The sequence below is a fragment of the Streptococcus suis genome, assembly GCA_002831545.1.
Lineage (GTDB): Bacteria > Bacillota > Bacilli > Lactobacillales > Streptococcaceae > Streptococcus > Streptococcus suis_P.
Genome location: CP025095.1, coordinates 1,439,900 through 1,461,808 on the forward strand (window position 1 = coordinate 1,439,900; position 21,909 = coordinate 1,461,808).

General features: G+C 42.1%; 24 protein-coding genes. 2 read left to right on the forward strand and 22 right to left on the reverse strand.

The annotated features are described in order from the left end of the window. Window positions 1-8 precede the first annotated feature (8 nt). The 21 genes from CWM22_07135 to CWM22_07235 form a co-directional block, all read right to left on the reverse strand. The gene (locus tag CWM22_07135; GenBank protein AUC91677.1) at window positions 9-1,745 is read right to left on the reverse strand and encodes an ABC transporter ATP-binding protein; all 1,737 of its coding nucleotides are present in this window, start codon (window positions 1,743-1,745) and stop codon (window positions 9-11) included. Between the two features lie 75 nt (window positions 1,746-1,820). Then, a complete protein-coding gene (locus CWM22_07140; GenBank protein AUC91678.1) occupies window positions 1,821-2,063 on the reverse strand; it encodes a KH domain-containing protein in 243 nt (80 codons plus the stop codon). 21 nt (window positions 2,064-2,084) lie between these two features. Next, the gene (locus CWM22_07145) at window positions 2,085-2,357 is read right to left on the reverse strand and encodes a 30S ribosomal protein S16 (protein ID AUC91679.1); all 273 of its coding nucleotides are present in this window, start codon (window positions 2,355-2,357) and stop codon (window positions 2,085-2,087) included. Window positions 2,358-2,481: 124 nt separating this feature from the next. Beyond that, entirely contained in the window at window positions 2,482-2,778 is a 297-nt protein-coding gene (locus tag CWM22_07150; protein AUC92863.1) for a DUF4298 domain-containing protein, read from the reverse strand. A gap of 11 nt (window positions 2,779-2,789) precedes the next feature. Continuing rightward, window positions 2,790-3,437: a pyroglutamyl-peptidase I gene (gene pcp / locus CWM22_07155; GenBank protein ID AUC91680.1), complete on the reverse strand. Its 648-nt coding sequence runs from the start codon at window positions 3,435-3,437 to the stop codon at window positions 2,790-2,792. Beyond that, the gene (locus tag CWM22_07160) at window positions 3,434-4,189 is read right to left on the reverse strand and encodes an SAM-dependent methyltransferase (GenBank protein ID AUC91681.1); all 756 of its coding nucleotides are present in this window, start codon (window positions 4,187-4,189) and stop codon (window positions 3,434-3,436) included. Before CWM22_07160 ends, pcp begins: the two co-directional genes overlap by 4 nt. 63 nt (window positions 4,190-4,252) lie before the next feature. Then, window positions 4,253-7,432, reverse strand: coding sequence for a carbamoyl-phosphate synthase large subunit (locus CWM22_07165; GenBank protein AUC91682.1), 3,180 nt, complete (start codon window positions 7,430-7,432; stop codon window positions 4,253-4,255). Between the two features lie 664 nt (window positions 7,433-8,096). After that, a complete protein-coding gene (locus tag CWM22_07170) occupies window positions 8,097-9,176 on the reverse strand; it encodes a carbamoyl-phosphate synthase small subunit (GenBank protein ID AUC91683.1) in 1,080 nt (359 codons plus the stop codon). Between the two features lie 535 nt (window positions 9,177-9,711). Further along, the gene (locus CWM22_07175) at window positions 9,712-10,635 is read right to left on the reverse strand and encodes an aspartate carbamoyltransferase catalytic subunit (protein ID AUC91684.1); all 924 of its coding nucleotides are present in this window, start codon (window positions 10,633-10,635) and stop codon (window positions 9,712-9,714) included. Window positions 10,636-10,690: 55 nt separating this feature from the next. Continuing rightward, on the reverse strand, window positions 10,691-11,212 hold the full coding sequence (locus tag CWM22_07180; protein ID AUC91685.1) for a bifunctional pyr operon transcriptional regulator/uracil phosphoribosyltransferase PyrR: 522 nt from the start codon (window positions 11,210-11,212) through the stop codon (window positions 10,691-10,693). 205 nt (window positions 11,213-11,417) lie between these two features. Next, window positions 11,418-12,065 (reverse strand): hypothetical protein, encoded by a 648-nt coding sequence (locus CWM22_07185; protein AUC91686.1) that lies wholly within the window; start codon window positions 12,063-12,065, stop codon window positions 11,418-11,420. A gap of 47 nt (window positions 12,066-12,112) precedes the next feature. Beyond that, complete coding sequence (locus CWM22_07190) at window positions 12,113-12,451, reverse strand: protein PhnA (protein AUC91687.1); 339 nt, start codon at window positions 12,449-12,451, stop codon at window positions 12,113-12,115. Between the two features lie 80 nt (window positions 12,452-12,531). Further along, window positions 12,532-13,425 carry an RluA family pseudouridine synthase gene (locus CWM22_07195; GenBank protein ID AUC91688.1) on the reverse strand — a complete coding sequence of 298 codons (894 nt, stop codon included), beginning with the start codon at window positions 13,423-13,425 and terminating at the stop codon, window positions 12,532-12,534. Next, the gene (locus CWM22_07200; protein AUC91689.1) at window positions 13,409-13,873 is read right to left on the reverse strand and encodes a signal peptidase II; all 465 of its coding nucleotides are present in this window, start codon (window positions 13,871-13,873) and stop codon (window positions 13,409-13,411) included. Before CWM22_07200 ends, CWM22_07195 begins: the two co-directional genes overlap by 17 nt. Beyond that, the gene (locus CWM22_07205) at window positions 13,866-14,780 is read right to left on the reverse strand and encodes a LysR family transcriptional regulator (protein AUC91690.1); all 915 of its coding nucleotides are present in this window, start codon (window positions 14,778-14,780) and stop codon (window positions 13,866-13,868) included. The genes CWM22_07200 and CWM22_07205 overlap by 8 nt, the downstream gene beginning before the upstream one ends. Window positions 14,781-14,851: 71 nt before the next feature. Beyond that, on the reverse strand, window positions 14,852-15,001 hold the full coding sequence (locus CWM22_07210) for a GNAT family N-acetyltransferase (protein ID AUC91691.1): 150 nt from the start codon (window positions 14,999-15,001) through the stop codon (window positions 14,852-14,854). 191 nt (window positions 15,002-15,192) lie between these two features. Next, the gene (locus tag CWM22_07215) at window positions 15,193-15,486 is read right to left on the reverse strand and encodes a 50S ribosomal protein L27 (GenBank protein AUC91692.1); all 294 of its coding nucleotides are present in this window, start codon (window positions 15,484-15,486) and stop codon (window positions 15,193-15,195) included. A 46-nt stretch (window positions 15,487-15,532) separates the two neighbouring features. Further along, window positions 15,533-15,847 carry a 50S ribosomal protein L21 gene (rplU, locus tag CWM22_07220; GenBank protein AUC91693.1) on the reverse strand — a complete coding sequence of 105 codons (315 nt, stop codon included), beginning with the start codon at window positions 15,845-15,847 and terminating at the stop codon, window positions 15,533-15,535. Window positions 15,848-16,037: 190 nt separating this feature from the next. Then, window positions 16,038-17,363 (reverse strand): branched-chain amino acid transport system II carrier protein, encoded by a 1,326-nt coding sequence (gene brnQ / locus CWM22_07225; GenBank protein AUC91694.1) that lies wholly within the window; start codon window positions 17,361-17,363, stop codon window positions 16,038-16,040. 121 nt (window positions 17,364-17,484) lie between these two features. Next, window positions 17,485-18,702 (reverse strand): tRNA 4-thiouridine(8) synthase ThiI, encoded by a 1,218-nt coding sequence (locus tag CWM22_07230; protein ID AUC91695.1) that lies wholly within the window; start codon window positions 18,700-18,702, stop codon window positions 17,485-17,487. Between the two features lies 1 nt (window position 18,703). Continuing rightward, entirely contained in the window at window positions 18,704-19,846 is a 1,143-nt protein-coding gene (locus tag CWM22_07235; GenBank protein ID AUC91696.1) for a cysteine desulfurase, read from the reverse strand. A 112-nt stretch (window positions 19,847-19,958) separates the two neighbouring features. Between CWM22_07235 and CWM22_07240 the strand changes: the two genes are divergently transcribed. Both CWM22_07240 and CWM22_07245 read left to right on the forward strand, forming a co-directional pair. Then, window positions 19,959-20,372 (forward strand): hypothetical protein, encoded by a 414-nt coding sequence (locus CWM22_07240; protein AUC91697.1) that lies wholly within the window; start codon window positions 19,959-19,961, stop codon window positions 20,370-20,372. A gap of 59 nt (window positions 20,373-20,431) precedes the next feature. Then, window positions 20,432-20,815 (forward strand): hypothetical protein, encoded by a 384-nt coding sequence (locus CWM22_07245; GenBank protein ID AUC92864.1) that lies wholly within the window; start codon window positions 20,432-20,434, stop codon window positions 20,813-20,815. A gap of 18 nt (window positions 20,816-20,833) precedes the next feature. On the opposite strand, the gene CWM22_07250 is transcribed toward CWM22_07245, so the two are convergent. Then, window positions 20,834-21,862 (reverse strand): amino acid lyase, encoded by a 1,029-nt coding sequence (locus CWM22_07250; protein ID AUC91698.1) that lies wholly within the window; start codon window positions 21,860-21,862, stop codon window positions 20,834-20,836. Between the last annotated feature and the right edge of the window lie 47 nt (window positions 21,863-21,909).

The following is a 21,909-nucleotide window of genomic DNA, read 5'->3' on the forward strand; positions in this document are numbered from 1 at the left end:
AATTCCTCCTATTCTTCTGTTAACGATTGACGGTTAAGCTGAGAATTGGCGATTTCTCGATAAATCTCATTGCTTTCCATCAATTCATTGTGGGTGCCGCGGCCAACGATTTCACCTTCGTTCAGCACGATAATCTGGTCAGCATCCATAATGGTCCCGACCCGCTGAGCCACAATCAGTACCGTCGCATTCTCTGTCACTTCCTTCAAACGAGCCCGCAAAACTGCATCCGTCTTATAGTCCAAGGCAGAGAAGGAATCATCAAAGATGTAGATATCCGGCTGCTTGACAATGGCACGGGCAATGGACAAACGTTGTTTTTGACCACCTGAAAGGTTACTTCCGCCCTCTGCCAAGTGGGTGTCAAACTGCTCTTCCTTGCTCTCGATAAAGTCTCTGGCCTGGGCCACATCCGCCGCCTCATGCAACTCTGCCAAACTTGCGTCCATCTTCCCGTATTTGAGATTTTCCGCGATGGTTCCAGTAAATAGCAGAGCTTTCTGCGGAATAAAGCCTATCTTGCTGCGGAGTGCCTTTAGATTGTAACGTCTGACATCCACCCCGTCTACCAAGATTCGTCCTAGTGTCACATCATAGAAACGTGGAATCAAGTTGACCAAGGAAGACTTACCAGAACCCGTTGAACCAATAAAGGCAATCGTTTCACCAGGCTTAGCTTTGAAGGAAATATTGTGTAGCACAGGCGACTCAGTCTCACCAGGATAGGCGAAGGTCACATTTTCAAATTCCAGATAACCACGAGTATCTGTTTCAGTAATACCGTCCTCATTCTTAGAAATAGAGATAGGCATGTCCAAAACTTCTTGGATACGCTGACTAGACACCGACATACGCGGATACATGTTAAACAAGTTAGCAAAGAGCAAGAATGAGAAAAGTGCATGGAAACTGTATTCAATAAAGGCTACCAAATCCCCAATCTGCAGACTGCCACCTTTCAAAGGAGGCAGGGCAAACCAGACAATAGCCACTATCATGGCAATAATAATCTGTACAAATAGTGGCTCTGTCAGCCCTGTCAAATTAAAGAGTTTTTTGGATGTTTCAGTATATTCTTCATTGACCTCTGCAAAACGAGTTTCTTGGAACTCTTCACGCGTAAAGGCACGAATGACCCGTAAGCCCATGAGATTTTCACGAACATATTGGTTAATCGTATCCAATCGTTTCTGTTGCTTTTCAGAAAGAGGACGAGTTTTAGTGGCTACGTAGAAAATAACAACAACCAAAAATGGCATGGCTACTGCTACTGTCCAAGCCAGACTTGGACTGGTTACCAAGGTCATGATGACAGAGGCAATCATCATTAAAGGTGTGATAATTCCCAGTTTCAATACCATCTCCGCAAACTGCATCAAAACAAAAGCATCGTTGGTCATGCGAGCCACAAGAGAAGAAACACCAATCTGCTCATATTCATGATGAGAATAGTCCTGAATTTTTTCGTACAGATCATTTCGAATATCTTTGACGATGTTAGTAGTCAACTTTCCAGCTGCATAGGCAAGTGTCACTCGACCAACAATACCGAGCAAAACAATCAAGCCCATCATGCCTGCCCAGAAATATAATTGATCAACATTGTTTTTTGTAATCCCTTGGTCAATCATTCTTGCCAAAAATGTCGGCAAGCCCAAGTTAACTACAATGAATAGGAAAGCCCCCAACAAGTCCAAAGCAATCCACTTGGGGTATTTTTTCAAATAGGTCCAAATCAGATTCATCATTTCTTCCTTTCTATATGTTAAAAAGGGGCTAGGCCCCTTTGTCAACGTTAAAAGCCACCAAATGGTGACTTTCTATTCTTTCTCGTCGATCACTAAACGAACTTTTTTATCACTTGTTGGAACAGAGTAGACAATCGTTCTGATTGCAGAAATTGTGCGTCCTTTTTTCCCAATGATACGTCCAATATCAGATTTATCCAAATCCAAATGATATTCTAAAAATTCAGGTGTATCAACAATTTTAATTGTCAAGCTATCAGGCTGTGAAATCAAAGGTTTCACAATCGCAATAATGAGATTTTCAATCATGTCCATAAGTGTTCTCGCTTACTGTTCTTATTTAGAGAATTTTTGCTCGTGGAATTTCTTCAATACGCCAGCATTTGAAAGAAGGCTACGAACTGTATCAGATGGTTGTGCACCTTTTGCCAACCACTCAAGTACACGCTCTTCTTTAAGAGTTACTGAGTTTTCAGCCAAAAGTGGGTTGTAAGTACCAACAGTTTCGATGAAACGACCATCACGTGGTGCACGTGAATCTGCAACGTTGATACGGTAGAAAGGTTTCTTTTTAGAACCCATACGAGTCAAACGGATTTTTACTGCCATTTTTAAATGTTCTCTTTTCTTTGTATTTTTATTCGGTGAAATAGCAGAGCTATTTAGCACATGTTCTATTATACCACACTTTGACAGGGTGTCAAGAAAAAAACTTGACAGGTTTTAAAAAATTTTATTGTTCTAGCATATCTGCTAGTTCTCTCAGGTGACTTGCTAGATTTGTACGGTCAAACAATAAATTATAGACTCCATCTTCACTCAATACTCCGCAAGGAATACCATTGAAATAACCCTTATTAGATAAATCAAGATCTTCCATATAGGTCTGGCTCTGGTAATAATCTAATAACTGTAAATAAGTCGATTGTTCCTGGTTGAGTTGTGCCAGACTATCGGAAAGGGACTGGTTCAGCTCTAGCTGTCTGTTAAATATTTTTTCCATTTCCTCTACACGTTTTCTTGCTTCCATAATATTTTTCATCAGTGTGTACTACCACCACCCTTTTTAATATCCTCTTTATCCCTATATTCAACAATCGCTCCTATAGCTACTTCAACTCCTCTTACAATATCGTTCAAAGACATGGAAGCCAGTCCTGGCTTGTCGACAACCTGCTCTGGCAAGAAGGGAATATGGAGAAAACCGACCTTAGTCTTTGGAAATTGTTTCTCCGCCAAGTAAAGAGCTTGATACATGAGATGGTTGCAGACAAAGGTCCCAGCAGTATTAGAAACAGAAGCTGGAAGCCCAATCTTATGAATAGCTTCAACCATTGCTTTGATGGGTAAGGTGGAGAAATAAGCAGGCTGACCATCTTCTCGAATCGTTCTATCAATCGGCTGTTGCCCTTCATTGTCTGGAATGCGTGCATCGTCTTGGTTAATGGCTATACGCTCAGGAGTTAAATCAACTCGCCCACCAGCCTGACCAATACATAGTACCGCATCAGGTAAATGTTCTGCCATTTTCTCCTCTAAAACATCCGCAGCCTTGTCAAAAACAGTCGGAATCTCTACAAGAATAATCTCTGCACCAGCAATGGTCTTAGGTAGAGATTTTATCGTTTCCAAGGCTGGGTTAATAGGCTCGCCACCAAAGGGATCAAAGCCTGTTACGATGATTTTCATACTTCCTCCTCCAAAATAATTTCTCCGTAGTGAAATTTTTGATTAGGTCTGACATGACGTTTAAAGCCAAATTCTTCAAAGACCTGATCTCTAAAATGAGCCTTTATTATCAATTTCTTCCTAGCTACTCGTTTAGCCTCAGATACAATTTCCTCCGTTAAACGGCTTCTGTCAGCTAAAGTAGACAAGCCAGAAAGATTTTGTGATTCCTTGATTTCTTCTGAAAACATGGGATCAAAGTAAATGACATCAACAGACTTATCTATTTGCCCTTTCAAATAAGTCAAACTATCTGTCCAAATTGTCTGGATAGATTTCATGGCTCGATTGACCTCTTGCAGCCCACTATCAAAATCCTGTAAACCTCGACTCACAATAAAGTGCACTAGCTTAGAACTTTCCAAGGCTGTCACCCGATGACCAGCACTTGCTAACACAATGCTATCAGATCCCAAGCCCATAGTACAGTCTATTATTGATTGTTTTTCTTTTCCAAGTAATTCTAAAAGCGGATCTCTTCCAGACTTAATCCGCAACATGGCAGTATCTGGGTGGAAAAATAAAACCTGCCCACCCCTCTGTTCTAGTATCAATTTATCCTTATAAAGAACCAAGACAGCCTCGTAGGTACCTAACATTTTTCCAACCGACTGCTTCTTTCTTTCCTTGTATTCAATTCCCAGTTCACTGGCAATCCGTCTAGCTCTATAGACCAGCCCCTCATCCATCCCAAGACTAGTTGTTACAATCATTTTCATACTCTTCAGTATATCAAAAAATCAGGACGAACTCAAAGCTCATCCTGATAGTATCTTCTATATAGCCCGTGTCATGAAGCTACGGCTCTCCAGCACTTTGACCATAGCTTCTGCTGTATCGAGGGCCGTAAAGAGCGGAATTCCTCCTTCAATAGCAGAGCTTCGAATGACTTGACCGTCACCATCTGCCACCCGTTTTTTACCAACCGTATTGATAATAGCTTGAACCTTACCTGCACGAACAAGACTTGGAATATCTTGACAAGCTGCGTCGCCTAATTTGCCAACAGTTGTTACAGCAAGTCCATTTTCTGTTAGAAAGGCAGCTGTTCCTGCCGTAGCCAGTAGGCCATAACCAAGTTCATGGAAACGTTGAGCCAGACCAAGTGCTTCTTCCTTGTCTTCATCCGCAATGGTAAAGACTACATTACCAAACTCAGACAGGTGTTGGTAGCTTGCTTCAAAAGCCTTATACAGTGCTTTCTCCAATGTCAAGTCCGACCCCATAATTTCACCAGTTGACTTCATCTCTGGTCCTAACAAACTGTCAACTTTAGCCAATTTTGTAAATGAAAATACTGGTGCTTTAACGTGCACTTGCTTGCTCTCAGGATAAAGACCGTCTTGGTAACCCAGTTCCGCGAGGCTTTGCCCCAAAATCAATTTGGTTGCAACCTGAGCCATTGGAATGTCAGTGACTTTGGACAAGAATGGTACCGTACGACTGGCACGAGGATTGACCTCAATGACATAGACCGTTTCATCCTTAATAACAAACTGGATATTCATCATACCGATACAGTTGAGACCGATTGCCAAGCGTTTGGTGTAGTCTGCAATGGTCGCCTGCACTTCTTTGGACAAGGTTTGTGGCGGATAAACTGCCATTGAGTCACCTGAGTGAACCCCAGCCCGCTCGATATGCTCCATAATACCTGGAATCAAGACATCCTTACCATCTGAAATAGCATCCACTTCACACTCACGACCGACGATATAAGAATCCACCAAAACTGGGTGCTCTGGCGAAGCCTTGACCGCCGTTCTCATATAAGAACGTAAGTCCTCTTCATTTTCGACAATCTCCATAGCACGACCGCCCAAGACATAAGAGGGACGAACAAGTACCGGGAAACCAATTTTGCGGGCCGCTTCAAGAGCTTCCTCTTCGTTGGTTGCGGTTTGGCCTGGTGGCTGTGGAATCCCTAGGTCTTTCAGGGCTTTTTCAAATAAATCCCTGTCTTCAGCTCTATCCAAATCCGCCACCTGTGTCCCCAAGATTGGAATACCTGCTTTGGCCAATGGCTCTGCCAAATTGATAGCCGTCTGGCCACCGAACTGAACGATAACCCCTTTTGGTTTCTCAAGGTCAATCACATTCAAGACCTCTTCCAAGGTCAACGGCTCAAAATAAAGCTTGTCCGAAACCGAAAAGTCAGTTGAGACCGTTTCAGGGTTTGAGTTCATAATGATGGCTTCGTAGCCAGCCGCTTGAATGGCCTTAACAGAATGAACTGTCGCGTAGTCAAACTCCACACCCTGACCGATACGGATTGGACCAGAACCCAGCACCAAAACAGATTCTTTTTCTGAACGAATTGACTCATTTTCCCACTCATAAGTTGAATAGAAATAAGGTGTTGAACTTTCGAACTCAGCCGCACAGGTGTCTACCATCTTGTAAACAGGGACAATCTTGTGTTCAGTACGGAGTTGACGGATATAGGACTCTGTCCGTCCCCAGAGTTCTGCAATCTTGCGGTCTGCAAAACCATATTTCTTGGCTTTTTTCAATAAATCAATATTATCAAAATTCGTTGCCAATTCTTGCTCGATTTCTAAGATATGAAGCAGCTTATCAAGGAAGAAAAGATCAATCTTGGTCAACTGAGCCAATTCTTCTACTGTATAGCCACGTCGAAGGGCTTCTGAAAGATAGAATAAACGATCATCCTGTGCCTTGACAATCTTTTCAACCAGTTGGTCATCTGTTACTTGGCTGAGTTCAGGCATTTCATTGTGGTAGACACCGATTTCTAAAGAACGGCAGGCCTTAAGCAGACTTTCTTCTATATTACGCCCAATGGCCATGACCTCTCCAGTTGCCTTCATCTGGGTTCCAAGGCGACGCTCCCCTTTTTCAAACTTATCAAATGGGAAACGTGGAATTTTTGCCACAACGTAGTCAAGAGCTGGTTCAAACATGGCATAGGTTGTTCCTGTAACAGGGTTCACCATTTCATCCAAGGTCAAGCCAACCGCAATTTTTGCTGCCAATTTGGCAATAGGATAACCTGTCGCTTTCGATGCCAAGGCAGACGAACGGGACACACGTGGGTTTACTTCAATGACATAATATTTGAAACTATGTGGTTCAAGTGCCAACTGCACATTACAGCCACCTTCGATTTTGAGGGCACGGATAATGCTCAGGCTGGCATCACGTAGCATCTGGTTTTCAATATCCGAAAGCGTCTGCGTTGGGGCAAATACGATAGAATCTCCTGTATGAATTCCCACAGGATCAAAGTTTTCCATGTTACATACGACCAAGGCATTGTCAGCCGCATCGCGCATCACTTCGTATTCAATTTCTTTGAAACCAGCAATGGAACGCTCAATCAAACACTGGGTCACCGGTGACAATTTCAGACCATTTTCTGCTATTTCACGCAGTTCTTCTTCATTGGCACACATACCACCGCCAGTACCACCCAATGTGAAGGCTGGTCGAACAATGACAGGATAGCCAATTTCAACAGCAAATTCCAAAGCCTCATCAACTGTTGTCACAATCGTTGACTCAGGAATAGGCTGATTGAGATCTTCCATGAGTTGTTTGAAGAGGTCGCGGTCCTCTGCCTGATCAATTGCAGACAGTTTAGTTCCCAACAACTCAACTCCAAGCTCATCTAAAATACCAGCCTTAGACAATTCCATGGCCATGTTGAGACCAGTCTGACCACCCAGAGTTGGCAAGAGAGCATCTGGACGCTCCTTCCGTAAAATCCGTGTGACAAATTCAAGCGTAATTGGCTCAATATAAACCTTGTCTGCAATTTCCTTGTCTGTCATGATGGTCGCAGGGTTTGAATTGACCAAGACAACACTATAGCCTTCTTCCTTCAAAGCCAAACAAGCCTGAGTCCCAGCATAATCAAACTCCGCAGCCTGACCGATAATAATCGGACCAGACCCAATTACCATAATTTTCTTAATATCCGTACGTTTTGGCATAATGTATGATACAAAGCCCGTTAAGAGGACAAAGCAAAAATAGGAAACACGACGCTAATGCTTCAAGCATCAAGACGATGTTTATCTTTTTCGCACAGCCCTTAGGGCGTGTTCGAATAGGAAACTCGAACCTGTATCTCTCCTTTCTATTCGTCGCCTCTCTGAGCGACATTAAATAAGATAAGTCCGACGTTTAGAATCTCAATTCGATAATAATTGAAATTCTAAACTAGTGTCAGAGTTAGCAAAGGTCCCATTGGACTTTGCGTAGGAGGACACATGCGTTAGCATGAAGTCCGACTTGCTCTGACCGACGCTTTGAAAGTCAATTCGACATTAATTGACTGTACAAACTAGTGCAAGGAATAGCCTTAAAGTATATCACCATTTCTAAGAGCAGGTGTCAACATCTCAGCGCAGTGGGAAATGAGTTGCTCGCAACCATTGACCTGTCCCTTGCCTTTCTATTCGTCGCCTCTCTGAGCGACATTAAATAAGATAAGTCCGACGTTTAGAATCTCAATTCGATAATAATTGAAATTCTAAACTAGTGTCAGAGTTAGCAAAGATCCCATTGGACTTTGCGTAGGAGGACACATGCCTTCCATGTAGTCCGACTTACTCTGACCGACGCAGTAAGGTTTAGCTCGATAGTGGTTAAACCTTACTGCCCTTTTTTAAACGAATCCATCAATTCCATAAATTCGTCAAACAAATAGCTGGCATCATGTGGACCAGGTGCAGCATCTGGGTGGAATTGAACAGAGAAACCTGGATAGTACTTGTGGCGTACCCCTTCTACTGATTTGTCATTGATTTCTTCATGAGTAATCATTAAACATTCAGGTAAATCTTCACGAGCCACTGCATAACCGTGGTTCTGACTGGTAAAGTCCACTCGACCTGTCGCAATTTCACGAACCGCATGGTTAAAACCACGGTGACCAAACTTCATTTTATAAGTCGTTGCCCCATTTGCTTTAGCAAAGAGTTGGTGCCCCATACAGATACCAAAAATTGGAATTTTCCCAAGAATCCCACGAATCATTTCTAGTGCTTCTGGAACATCATCTGGGTTACCAGGACCATTTGAAAGCATGACACCGTCTGGATTGAGGGCCAAAATTTCTTCAGCAGTCGTATCATAAGGGACAACTGTCACATTGCAATCACGCTTGGCTAACTCTCTAAGAATAGAATGCTTCAAGCCAAAATCAACCAGCACAACACTACGTCCAACTCCAGGTGCAGGATAGGCTGTTTTTGTCGATACTTGCTGGATGTTGTTGGTTGGCAAAACAGTCGCTCTCAATTGATCCGTCAAATGCTCAACAGAATCACCGACATTTGCAAGAGTCGCCTTCATGGTCCCGTGCTGACGAATAATTTTTGTCAAGGCGCGTGTGTCAATTCCAGAAATTGCTGGAATTTTCTTAGCCTTTAAAAATTCATCCAAAGTCATCTGGTTACGCCAGTTACTTGCTCGACGAGCCCACTCACTAACAACCACTCCCTTACAAGTCGGTTTGATCGATTCGTAATCATCACGGTTAATCCCGTAATTACCTACCAAGGGATAAGTAAAGGTTAAAATCTGACCATTATAAGACTGGTCCGTGATAGATTCCTGATAACCTGTCATCCCAGTTGAGAAAACCAATTCACCAGTCACATCAATATCAGCACCGAAGGCCTCCCCTTCAAAAATAGTGCCATCTTCCAAAATTAAACGTCTTTTTGACATAATCTATGATACAAAGCCCGTTAAAAGGACAGAGTGAAAATAGGAAATTCGGCGCCGACGCTATAGGCGTCAAGTCGATATTTATCTTTTTCACACAGTCCTTAGGGCATGTTCGAATATAAAAATCAAATCTTACTCGAACCTGTACCTTCTCCTTTCTATTCGTCGCCTCTCTGAGCGACATTAAATAAGATAAGTCCGACGCCGTAAGGTTTAGCTCGATATTAGTTAAACCTTACGGCTAGTGTCAGAGTTAGCAAAGGTCCAATAGGACTTTGCGTAGAAGGACACATGCCTTCCATGTAGTCCGACTTACTCTGACCGACGTGAGAAAATGGATTCGATAATAATCCATTTTCGAGCTAGTGCAAGGAATAGCCTGACCTCCATAGAGGCAGGCGTAGGGAAATGAGTTGCTCGCAACCATTGACCTGTCCCTTGCCTTTCTATTCGTCGCCTCTCTGAGCGACATTAAATAAGATAAGTCTAACAAATTTCTAACTGCTCAGTTCTAAGGTACCTGAACAGCTTACTTTTAAGCCTTGCCATTGACAATTGCTTCCAAAATCGCCATCCGAACAAATACTCCATTTTGCATTTGACGGACAATACGTGATTTTGGCGCCTCTACCAATTGATCATCAATTTCTACATCACGATTGACTGGGGCAGGATGCATGACAATAGCCTTGTCTTTCAAGCGCTTGTAGCGTTCTTCAGTCAAGCCATGCAAACGGTTATAAGTTTCTTTAGAAAAACCACCATCACCATCATGGCGCTCGTGTTGTACACGGAGCAACATCAGTACATCTACCGTTTCCACAATATCATCAATATTCAAATGCTGACCATAGACATCAAATTCCTCTGCGTACCATTCCTCCGGTCCAGCAAAGAAAATCTCAGCTCCCAGACGCTTCAAAATTTGCATATTGGACTTAGCAACCCGTGAGTGTGTAATATCACCTGCAATGGCAATTTTCAAGCCTTCAAAAGTTCCAAATTCTTCATATATAGTCATCAAGTCAAGCAAGGATTGACTTGGATGTTGCCCAGAACCATCACCACCATTGACAATTGAAGTTTGAATGGTAGGACTATCAATCAACTGCTTGTAATAATCCACTTCCGAGTGACGAATCACGCAGATGTCTACCCCAAGTGCCGACATGGTCAAAATGGTATCATACAAGGTTTCACCCTTATTGACTGAGCTGGTACGAGCATCAAAGTCAATCATTCCCATATCCAAACGAAGCTCCGCCATTTCAAAAGACTTATGCGTCCGAGTTGAATCCTCAAAGAAAAGGTTAGAAGCATAGTACTTCCGATCCAACTCTACCTTTTCACCGCGTTTAAAAGCAATACCACGTTGAATGAGTCCCAATACTTCTTCATTTGAGAGGGTCTCCATTGTAACCAAGTGTTTAAGTGAAACTTTACCATTTGTAATTGTCATGACGATACCTACCTTTATGATCTAGATGTAGAATGAGAATTTGTAAACGAAGCGACTATGCACCTTCAACCAGAAGGACAGAATCCTGACCATCGATTTCAGCCATGTGAACGATGATTTCTTCCGAACGGCTAGTTGGGATATTCTTCCCAACATAATCCGCTCGAATAGGCAACTCCCTGTGTCCACGATCCACAAGTACCGCTAAACTAACACGAGCTGGACGGCCCAAGGACACTATGTTGTCAATAGCAGCACGAATGGTTCGGCCTGTATAGAGCACATCATCTACCAAAATAACATCACGGTCATTCACATCAGCAGTCATGCTTGTCGTATCTTCTTCGACTTTTACATCATCACGGAAAGGTTTGGTATCCAATTCACCCAGTGGAACATCAATCCCCTCTAATTGCTTCAGCCTTTCCTGAATACGTTTAGCAATGAACACCCCACGGGTTTTAATCCCTGCTAGAACAATATTTTCCAAATTCTTGTTCCGCTCGATAATTTCATAAGTGATACGGGTAATAGCCCGTTTCATGGTCATATCGTCAACGATTTCTTTTGTCTTCATAAGACCTCCAAAAAATATAGAAAAAAGTCCCCTTTACACAAGGAGACTATGAAAATATAGGCTAGTATTTAAAGACTAACCTGCTTAACACGTTGCTCCTTGTCTGCCTCTCTGGACAGGTTTTAAAGGATTTATTAAGCAGAGTATAGCATAAAATCTCAGCCTTGACAATTTTTTTCTGAAAAAATATAGAAATTATCGGATTTTACTGAGAATTTTTTCCAAAAGACAATGAAGTCTTAAGGTTTATGGATTTTAGTCCCGCCAATAGAAAACCGCAGACTAGATAGGCGACAAAGATGACTCCAGCATAAGTCAAAACATAGGTCCAACCATACTTAGGGACATTGAGAAAGAAATAAGCAAAAGGACTGTCCTTAGCATCTGGGATTGGAATTTTTATGAAAAGACCATTCACTAGACCAAAAATCATGTAGAGAACAGGCAAAAGCGTCCACCAAATCGGGTCAAACCACTTGTACTGTTGCTGACGATCTACTATTAGGGTATCTAACAAAAAATATAAGGGAACAATATAATGGCAGAGTAGATTTTCAAGTCGCCAGAAATCGTCTGCCAAAGGCGCCAACATAAAGTGATAGACCACACAAGTAATCATGATAGACATGGTTACAGCAGCCTTTATCCGAAGAAAACGTGACGTCTGTAAATCCACACTTTTACTCATGGCATAGACCATATAGACAGCGAACAGAGATACCAATAAATTAGATTGTACCGTATAATACATGAGCATCCCGATACCGTATTTAATGATTTCTAGAGCAGTTCCCGTAATCGCTAAAGCAGCCAGTAAACATCTGCTATAAAATAAAAAACTTTGATTCTTCATACTATCCTTTCAAAAACAGGAAAAGACTGGTTAACCAGTCCTCTCTCTTAGATTTTCTTAACAAATTCAGATTTTAACTTCATGGCACCAAAACCATCGATTTTACAATCAATATTGTGATCGCCTTCAACGATACGGATGCCTTTAACACGTGTACCTTGTTTAAGGTCCTTAGGCGCACCTTTCACTTTCAAATCTTTGATAAGCGTCACAGTGTCGCCATCCGCCAAACGATTACCGTTAGCATCAATTGCAACAGGTCCACTTTCTTCCTCAGCTACATCTGCTGGGTTCCATTCGTATGCACACTCAGGGCAAACCAAGAGGGCACCGTCTTCATAGACATATTCAGAATTACATTTTGGACAATTTGGTAAAGTTTCCATCCTTACTCTCCTTAACATTTTTCATGTTCTAGTATAGCATTTGTTGAAAAAATGGGCAAGATGATAAGGTTTTCATACTATTATTTAGCCTTGCGCAGTTTTTCAAGTGCCTCCTGAAAAATAGCTGGCGCTTCTGCCGTAAATTCAACAACCTCACCAGTTCTCGGATGGGTAAATCCAAGCGTTCTGGCATGAAGAAATTGCCCATGCCCTTTTAGTGTTTTCCTTGGGCCGTAAGCTTCATCACCCGCAACCGGATGACCAATATAAGCCATGTGGACACGAATTTGGTGAGTTCGTCCTGTTTCCAAGGTCAATTCCACCAAAGTGTAGTCACCAAAACGCTCCAAAACCTGAAAACGTGTCACAGCTTCTTTCCCTTTGGCAGTCACCGCTTGTTTCTTGCGATCTTTTTCAGAACGACCAATCGGCGCTTCAATCATTCCCCGATCATTTGGCAGATTGCCGTGTACAATGGCCCAATACTTACGAAGGGATTTCTTATCTTTCAATTCAGCAGCAAGCTTTGTATGGGCATCATCGTTTTTAGCAATCATGAGCAAGCCAGATGTATCCTTGTCAATCCGATGGACAATACCTGGTCGCAAGACACCATTGATGCCTGACAAATCTTTTACGTGATAAAGGAGAGCATTAACTAGCGTTCCAGACGTGTGACCAGCCGACGGATGAACGACCATCCCTTGAGGTTTATTTACAACAGCAACATCCTCGTCCTGAAAGACAATCTCTAAAGGAATATCCTCAGCAACATAGTCGATTTCTTCTACTTCTGGAATTTGATAGGTTAGGACATCCCCAACCTGCACACTATATTTAGCTTTTTTAGGCTGTCCATTGACCAAAACCTGACCAGCCTTAATCTGCTCATTTGCAACCGAACGAGACAAATCCGTCAAATCCGACAATGCCTTGTCCAAACGAATGCCACCAATCTCAACTCTTACTTCCATTACTCTCTTCTTTCATAATACAAATAAACAAAATTCCAACACCGACATTCAGACACATATCCGCCACATTAAAAACTGGGAAACTGATAAAATCCAAGTGAAACATGTCCACCACATATCCCAATCTAAGACGATCAATAAAATTCCCAAGAGCACCAGCAATCATCAAAGACAGGCTAAACAAGGTCCACAGGTTACCCTTGATTTGCTTCACATAATACCAAATCAAACCGGTTACAGCTGCGATTGTTACAATCGTGAAAAACCACTGCTGATTTTGTAAAATCGACCAGGCAGCACCATAATTTCTTAGATAAGCTAAGCTCATCAATCCTGGTATAAATTCCGTTACCGTATCTAATTCAATATTGGCAACTGTCCAAGCTTTTACAAACTGGTCCAAACCAATTAATACTACCATCAAAAATGGAAATCCAATTTTACGCATTCTCATCCTTCTTCTTATCAAAATATGCCTGCATGGTTTCAATAAAGTCTTTGGCACAAGAACTAAGTTCATCATTAGCTCGTTTAACGTAGACCATGCGATTGTCTACCTTTCCTTTGAGAGGAATTACGGTAATGCCATTGACACTCTCGTCATCAAGATAGCCCGAACCAGTTGCATAGGCATCCGTACGCTCCAAAATTCCATTCAAAGTAGCACGGTCTGTCACATCAAACACAACCGAGGAATCCGACGTATCAATCAAGTTCTCGGAATAATAAAGATAAGCCTCTTTTTCTTGAGTGAACCGTACGGTAGGTAGACCTACCAAATCTGCTGGCTCAATCTCAGCTTTCTTTGTCAAAGGATGATCTTCACGAAGGTAGATATGAGTCTGAAATGCAGACAAATCTACAGCTTGCAAGTGAAGTTTATCCAATTTCTGCATGATTCCTTTTGTATTTCTCTCGTTCAAATAAATAATACCAAGCTCGCTATAACCTTGAGCAACCTCATCTAAAATCTGTACTGTAGTCGATTCAAAAATGCGAAAATGAGGGTACTGCGGGTGGCTACGAGAGAACTCCGTAATCAGCGGGGGAAGAAAATCATAATGCTGACTTGAAATTGAGAAAGTCTTCTCACCTTCCTCAGGTTGCAAATAGAGATGCTCAAACTGATCAAATCCCTTAACTAAAGCCTGAGCTTTCTCATAGAATTCCATCCCTTTTTGTGTCAAAAAAGTCCCTGAACTAGTTCGGCTAAAAATTTGAAAACCTAACTCTTTTTCCAAATCACGAATGGAAATGGACAAACTAGGCTGGGAAACGTACATTTTCTCTGCTGCTTCCCGAAAAGTACCACTATTGGCAATGGCTACAACGTAGCGTAATTGTTGAATATTCATACCTGATACCTCTTAAAACTGCTTCTACCATTATATCAAAAAAAGCAAGAATTTGCTGAACTCTTGCGTTTTCACAAATAGACTATTCTTCTCTTATATAACTTCCAGGTTCCCAATTTCTCTTCTTCAACTGCAATTTGAAAGGCTTTGGAATTTCTGTTCGCCAAATCATCGATGACTAATTTTACTAAGGTGGAACCCATACCGCTTCCTCTGAACATTTCATCTACTACTGAACGTAGAACTTATAGGCAGCGTAACAGTGCAGATGGCAAAATATTTTTATCCTATAGAGAAGATATTGCCGTCTTGAATCACTTCTATCGTACACTTTTAAAAATTGCAAAATCAAATTACAAAAAAGACTCTCCGAAAACAACTCGGAAAGCCTATTGTTAAGCCATTTTCAGACTTATTTTGCGATTGGGTAAACAGATACTTGTTTCTTATCGCGACCTTTACGTTCGAAGCGTACAACGCCTTCTACTTTAGCGTAAAGAGTGTCATCTCCACCACGACCTACGTTAGCTCCTGGGTAGATTTTTGTACCACGTTGGCGGTAAAGGATTGAACCACCTGATACAGTTTGGCCGTCAGCAGCTTTCGCACCAAGGCGTTTCGCTTGTGAGTCACGACCGTTTGACGTTGAACCTCCACCTTTTTTGTGGGCCATAAATTGCAAGTTAGCAAGATTCAAGTTTAACATATGTTATTCCTCCGAATTTCTGTAATGATTGCTTCAAGCTACGCGATTAAGCGTTGATAGCGTTGATAACAACTTTTGTGTAAGGTTGACGGTGACCTTGTTTACGGTGGCTACCTTTTTTAGGTTTGTACTTGAAGGTAACAACTTTTTTCTGTTTACCTTGTTTTTCAACAGTACCAACAACAGTAGCGCCTGCTACGAGTGGAGTACCCACAACAGTTTTCTCACCACCAACAAGAACTACTTCTTCGAAAGTAACTTCTTGACCTGCTTCAACGTTCAATTTTTCAACGTAGATAGCTTGACCGACTTCAACTTTAACTTGTTTGCCGCCAGTTTTAATGATTGCGTATGTGCTCATTATGCACCTCCTATGATTTTTGGGCCTTGCCCGAATTTGATGTGAAGACTCGCCTAGTACCGTGGGACGAACCACTTACTCTACTCTCAACGAAAGAACGGCATTCGTGCGGTTGCACAGGATGTGTGCATAGTCAACACTCCTATTATAACAAAAACACCTGCAAATGCAAGTGTTTTGTATCATTTTCTTACATTTCAAAAACTTCGCTCTCCTGCTTGTTTGGTAAGAACAGAGAGAGAACAATTCCGACAAGAGCCGGTAGTAACCATGCTAATGATTGTCCAGCCAATGGCAGAGCTGAAATGATTTTTGAAACAGCAGTCCAGTTGAATTGTCCTGCTAACACTTCTACCAATGACAAAGCTGTCACTACTCCCACAGTTAATTGCATACCATAAGTGGAAAGCGGTACAAATTTGTTAACAATGGTAATCAAGACAATACAGATAGTGATTGGATAGAGAACCAAAAGAACTGGAACTGAGAAGGTGATGATATTGTTCAAACCAAGGTTGGCAATACCAAAGCCAATCAAAGTAAAGATAGTCGCATATACTTTGTAGCTAAAACGTGGGAAACGCTCAGCGAAAAATTCACCTGAAGAAACAATCAAGCCAGCCGTTGTCGTAAAGCAAGTAACGATAACCATGGCAGCTAAGAAAATTTGTGCACCTGGTCCAAAAATAGCCTGTGTTGCTTGCGAAAGAATATAAACACCCTTATTGGTATCAGAAGCCAAAACATCAGCAGGTACTGGGAAATGATTTCCAAGGAAGGCCAAACCGACATATAGAGCTGAGAAAGCTAAAGCTACAACAAAACCAACAGACCAGATAGTTGAAACATATTCTTTCTTGCTGGAGAAACCAAGTTGTTTCAAGGTATTGACAGCTACCACACTAAAAGCAACCGCCGCAAGAGCATCAAGGGTATTGTATCCCTCGATAAATCCTGTTCCAAATGCTTGTCCTGCTGAGTAAGCTTCCGAAGCTGGTAACGGACTTGTTGATCCGTACTTAACAATACCAAGCACAACCAAAATCACAATCAAAATAGCGAATACTGGTGTCAAAATACGACCAATACTGTTCAAGATTTGTGACGGATTAAGGGCGATTAGGTAGGCTGCCACAAAGTAAAGAGCTGTAAAACCAAACAACCATAGACTTAGATTCATATCGCCTAACAATGGCGCAATACCAATTTCGAAGGACGTTGTAGCCGTACGCGGAATGGCAAAGAAAGGACCAATCGCCAAATACAAGGCAACAAGATAGACCGTTGCAAAGGCCGGTGAAATCTTTCGAGAAATCTCATGCACATAACCTTTGGGGTTCAATGTTCCGACAATCAGGGCAATGACAGCAATACCAACACCCGATACGACAAATCCTAAAATAGCTGGCCAGAAATTCTCACCTGACAAGACCCCCAAAGCTGGTGGGAAAATCAAGTTTCCTGCACCAAAAAACATACCGAACAGAAGTAATCCTGTTAGGGCTCCTTTTTTCATAAAAACTCCTTTGTTTTTTTCTGAAGTCTTATTATATCATACAAATTCAATTTTTCCGAACGATTCGAATTAAAAAATCCAGCAATAACTGGATTTAAATGTATATCAAAACAATTGAATTCTACAGTAAGTCTTCAATCAAACTATCCACTTCGTCTTTCACTTCCTCTTTCGGTGTGATTTCAGTTACGATAATCCCTGCCACAGCTCGTTCCACCAAGCCTTCAACATCCATACGGGCTTCGTACTGCTCGACATTTTTGATTTTAGGATTAGTTTTTGGACGGTCAGGGGCAAAGATGGTACAGCAATCCTCAAATGGCTGAATGGAAATATCAAAGGTATCAATTTCTTGAGCAATATCAATGATTTCCAACTTGTCCATAGTGACGACTGGACGGATAACAGGTGTATTTGTCACCGCATTGATAGCCTGCATGGATTCCAAGGTCTGACTTGCCACTTGTCCTAGACTTTCACCATTGATAATAACCATGGCACCACGCTCTTCCCGTACTCGGTCTGTAATTCGCATCATGAAGCGACGTGTCAAGGTCATCAAATAAGCTTCAGGTGCCTTTTCCTTAATTTCTTCCTGAATTTCTGTAAACGGCACTTCGATAAAGGTGATATTACCACCAAAGGCTGTCAATTTACGGGTCAAATCATGGGCTTTTTTAAGTGCACCTGGGCTAGTATAAGGAGGACTTGCAAAATGCAGGGCTTCGATTTCAACCCCCCGTTTAAGTGCCAAATAGCCCGCAACTGGCGAATCAATACCACCTGATAGCATCAGCGTTCCTTTTCCAGATGTTCCAACTGGCAGACCGCCTGCCCCCTTGATTTCTTCATGGGAAATATAAGCTGCATCAGGACGGATTTCCACTCGCAAGGTAATATCTGGTGACTTCATCTGTACCTGTACATTTGGAATAGCTGTAAAAACCGCATCTCCAAGGACTTGGTTAAGGTCACGACTATCCAATTCAAAATTGTGGTCACTACGACGTGCTGCAATCTTGAAGGTCATCCCTTCCTTGTAAATGGACTGCATTATTTCCACAACTGCTTCTTTCAAAGCTGGAACAGACTTTTCAATCTTATAAGATGGTGCGAAATTTTGGATTCCAAAAATCTTCTTCAATGAAGCTGAAACTTCCTGATAATCCGCCCCATTCAAATAGACATGACCACGGTCACGGTCAAAATAAACGGTCACTTCTGGGTAAACAGAAAGGACATGCTTGATATTATTGCGGAGTTTGTTGACAAACCGCATCTTGTTTTTCCCTTTGGTTGACAATTCGCCATAGCGAATCATAATTTCTGAATAGTTCATACTACCTTACTTTCTGTGTGTTTTGATAAATTTGTTTGAAAATCGTGAGGAATTGCTCGATTTGTCCCATATCATTATCATCATCCAAGCTGATACGGACGGCAGTTTGAGCCAACTTCTGCGGAACACCCATAGCAATCAGTGTTCCAGCTGGTTTTCCAGCCTTGGACGAGCAGGCTGAGGTGGTCGAAATATAAATCTGGTGGTCTTCAAAGGCATGGACAATGACCTCGCCACGGATATTTTTAATCCCGAAAGTCACAATGCTTGGCACAAAGTCCTCTAGCCCAGAAAAAACTGTCACATCGTCGTATTTGCCCAATTCATCCACAAGGATCTGCTTCATGGCTACCAGTCGCTTCTGGCTATCTGCTGCCTTATCCAAGGTCAAGCGGAGCGCCTTAGCTGTAGCGGCGATACCAGCCACATTTTCCGTTGTTGAGCGTTTGTCGCTTTCCTGTCCTCCTCCTGTCAATAGCGGAGCGATTTTCTTGCCTGCTTTTACATAGACGAAGCCTACTCCTCTGACAGAGTGGAATTTGTGACCTGAAAAACTAGCAAAATCAACTCGGTCTGTTAGATACCGTTCCGTTGGCACCTTGCCGATTGCCTGTACCGCATCCACATGGAAGGAGATGGTCGGTTTATCAGCTAAGAGCTGGGAGATTTCCTGAATGGGCTGAATAGCACCAATTTCATTATTAACAGCCATGATAGAAACCAGTGTGGTATCTGGACGAATCAAGCTTTCTAAGGCTGAAACATCCACAAAACCTTGGGCATTGACCGGGGCCAAATCCACCTCAAAACCTTGCGTTTTGAGCCAAAGTGCAGACTCTTTTACCGCTGGATGCTCAATAGCTGACACAATGATGTGCTTGCCCAGATGTGCTTTCTCAAATGCCACTCCCTTGATGACCCAGTTGTCACCTTCCGTACCACCTGAGGTGAAAAAGATTTCCTTGCTATCCTTGCCTAGCAATTCTGCAATTTGCTTGCGAGATGCTTCCAAAATACGGGTTGCTTGACTGCCGAGACTATGAAGGCTAGAGGGATTTCCCCAGATTTTTTTCGCCACTTCCGTATAGGTCTTGAGAACTTCTGGATAGACCTGTGTCGTTGCCGCATTATCAAAATAGATCATTTTTTATATCCCTTTTATTGCAATAGTCCTATTTTATCATGTTTTCATGCCTTTCGGCAATCTTTAAGATAGTTTTAAACTTCCTATCTTAAACTAAAGGTGGAGGTACATCATGAATACACGTAAGAATACAAATAAAAAACCGGCTGGTTTAACTAATTTTCAAAAATATTTAACCTTTATCGGGTCTATTTTAGGGATTATCACTGCCTGCATCACTATCTACACCTTTACAGCAAAACCTGCAACATCCTCAACATCTCCAAGTACTACCATTTCATCATCCAGCGCCACTAGCCCCAGCCAATCATCAAGTGACAATCCGTTAACAGAAGTACAAGATTCAACAAGTTCAAGCTCCGAAACAACATCCTCAACCCAAACCGAGACCAGCTCTTCAGTAGAGTCTACTGCCTCTTCCTCGTCTACAGAAACGTCTGCTACCCAAGCTTCGGAGACAAGGACAGAAACCAGTACTGATACAGAGGTAACTAGTGGGGCATCCGAAACGACTTCTAATCAATAGCACAAAAATATTTGTTTTACTTTCTTGGATTTGATATACTAATTTCAGGAGGAGGCAATCTGAAATACATCATTCTTAAAACGCCGATTTTCGTTTGGCTACTGATTTTTGCACTTATACAAGTCTTCGCCTTATCGTCATTTTTACCAGAACCATTTGATACTCGTTCATTGCTCCCCATGGGAGTATTGACCGGTTGTTCAATCAGGGTTTCCAGTGAAGTTAAAGACCAGGATGGTCAGTATGCTCCATTTAAGTGCTTATGGTGGATAATACTAGGATGGACTGTAATCGGTATTCTATTTGGTATCACTATAAAAGCACCACTAGAATTGCACATTGCCTTGATTGTACATGCAATCGCAGGAGGAATAGGCTACCGCCTTATTGAACGTTATGCAGTTTATCGCTATCATTATTTACAAACTAAAAAGAAAGGCTAACCCTTTCTTTTTTGATTGCTATAATATATTTATCAATTCATCAATATCCGCTTGACTAGTTGACCAGCTGGTCGCAAAGCGGATGATACTGTGGCTATCGTCGTATTTCTCCCAGAAGCCATAGGCAATTCCAACTTCTGTCAATCTAGTCAATTCTTCATTCTTAACAATAACAAATTGCTGATTGGTCGGTGATTTGAGATAGAATTGAAAACCTTTCTCTTCCAGAATATGGGTCAGTTGCTCTGCCATTGCGATAGCATGACGCCCCACTTCAAGATACAAGTCATCAGTAAATAAGCAATCAAACTGGACACCTGTCACTCTTCCTTTCGCCAACAAGGCACCATGGTGTTTGACAACCGATACGAAATTCTTAGGCTGGTTGTTCTTTGTAAATACCAAAGCTTCCCCCATCAAGGCACCGAGTTTTGTACCACCAATGTAGAAAACATCTGTCAGCTCTGCAATTGTCTTCAAATCAAGATCCGTTTCACGAGCAGCAAGCCCATAACCCAAGCGAGCACCGTCTAAAAAGAGCGGAATATTATGCTGTTGGCAAACTTTGGACAAATCTTCTAGCTCTGACTTGCTATAAAGTGTACCATATTCAGTCGGGTGGGAAATATAAACCATTCCTGGATGAACCATGTGAGCATGATTAGCATCTGCGTAGAAATCGGAAATATAGTTCTCAACTTCACTTGCGGCAAGTTTGCCATCCGTATGCGGTAAGACCAACACCTTATGGCCTGTAAATTCAATTGCCCCCGCTTCATGAACTGCAATATGACCAGTATCCGCTGCAATGACTCCTTCATAGGAAGCCAGCATGGAATTGATGGCAATCTGATTGGTCTGAGTACCGCCAGCCAGAAAAGTGATTTGAGCTTGAGGACAAGCGATCGCCTGACGAATTTTCTCAATAGCTGACTGGGTATAGCGATCTGTTCCATAGCCAGATAACCCTTCTTGGTTGCTAGCAACCAAAGCTTCAAGCAGGACTGGATGGGCACCTTTGTTATAGTCATTTTCAAAATGTAACATCTCACAACCTTCGTAAAATATAAAATAAAAAAGCCTGTACACCAGGC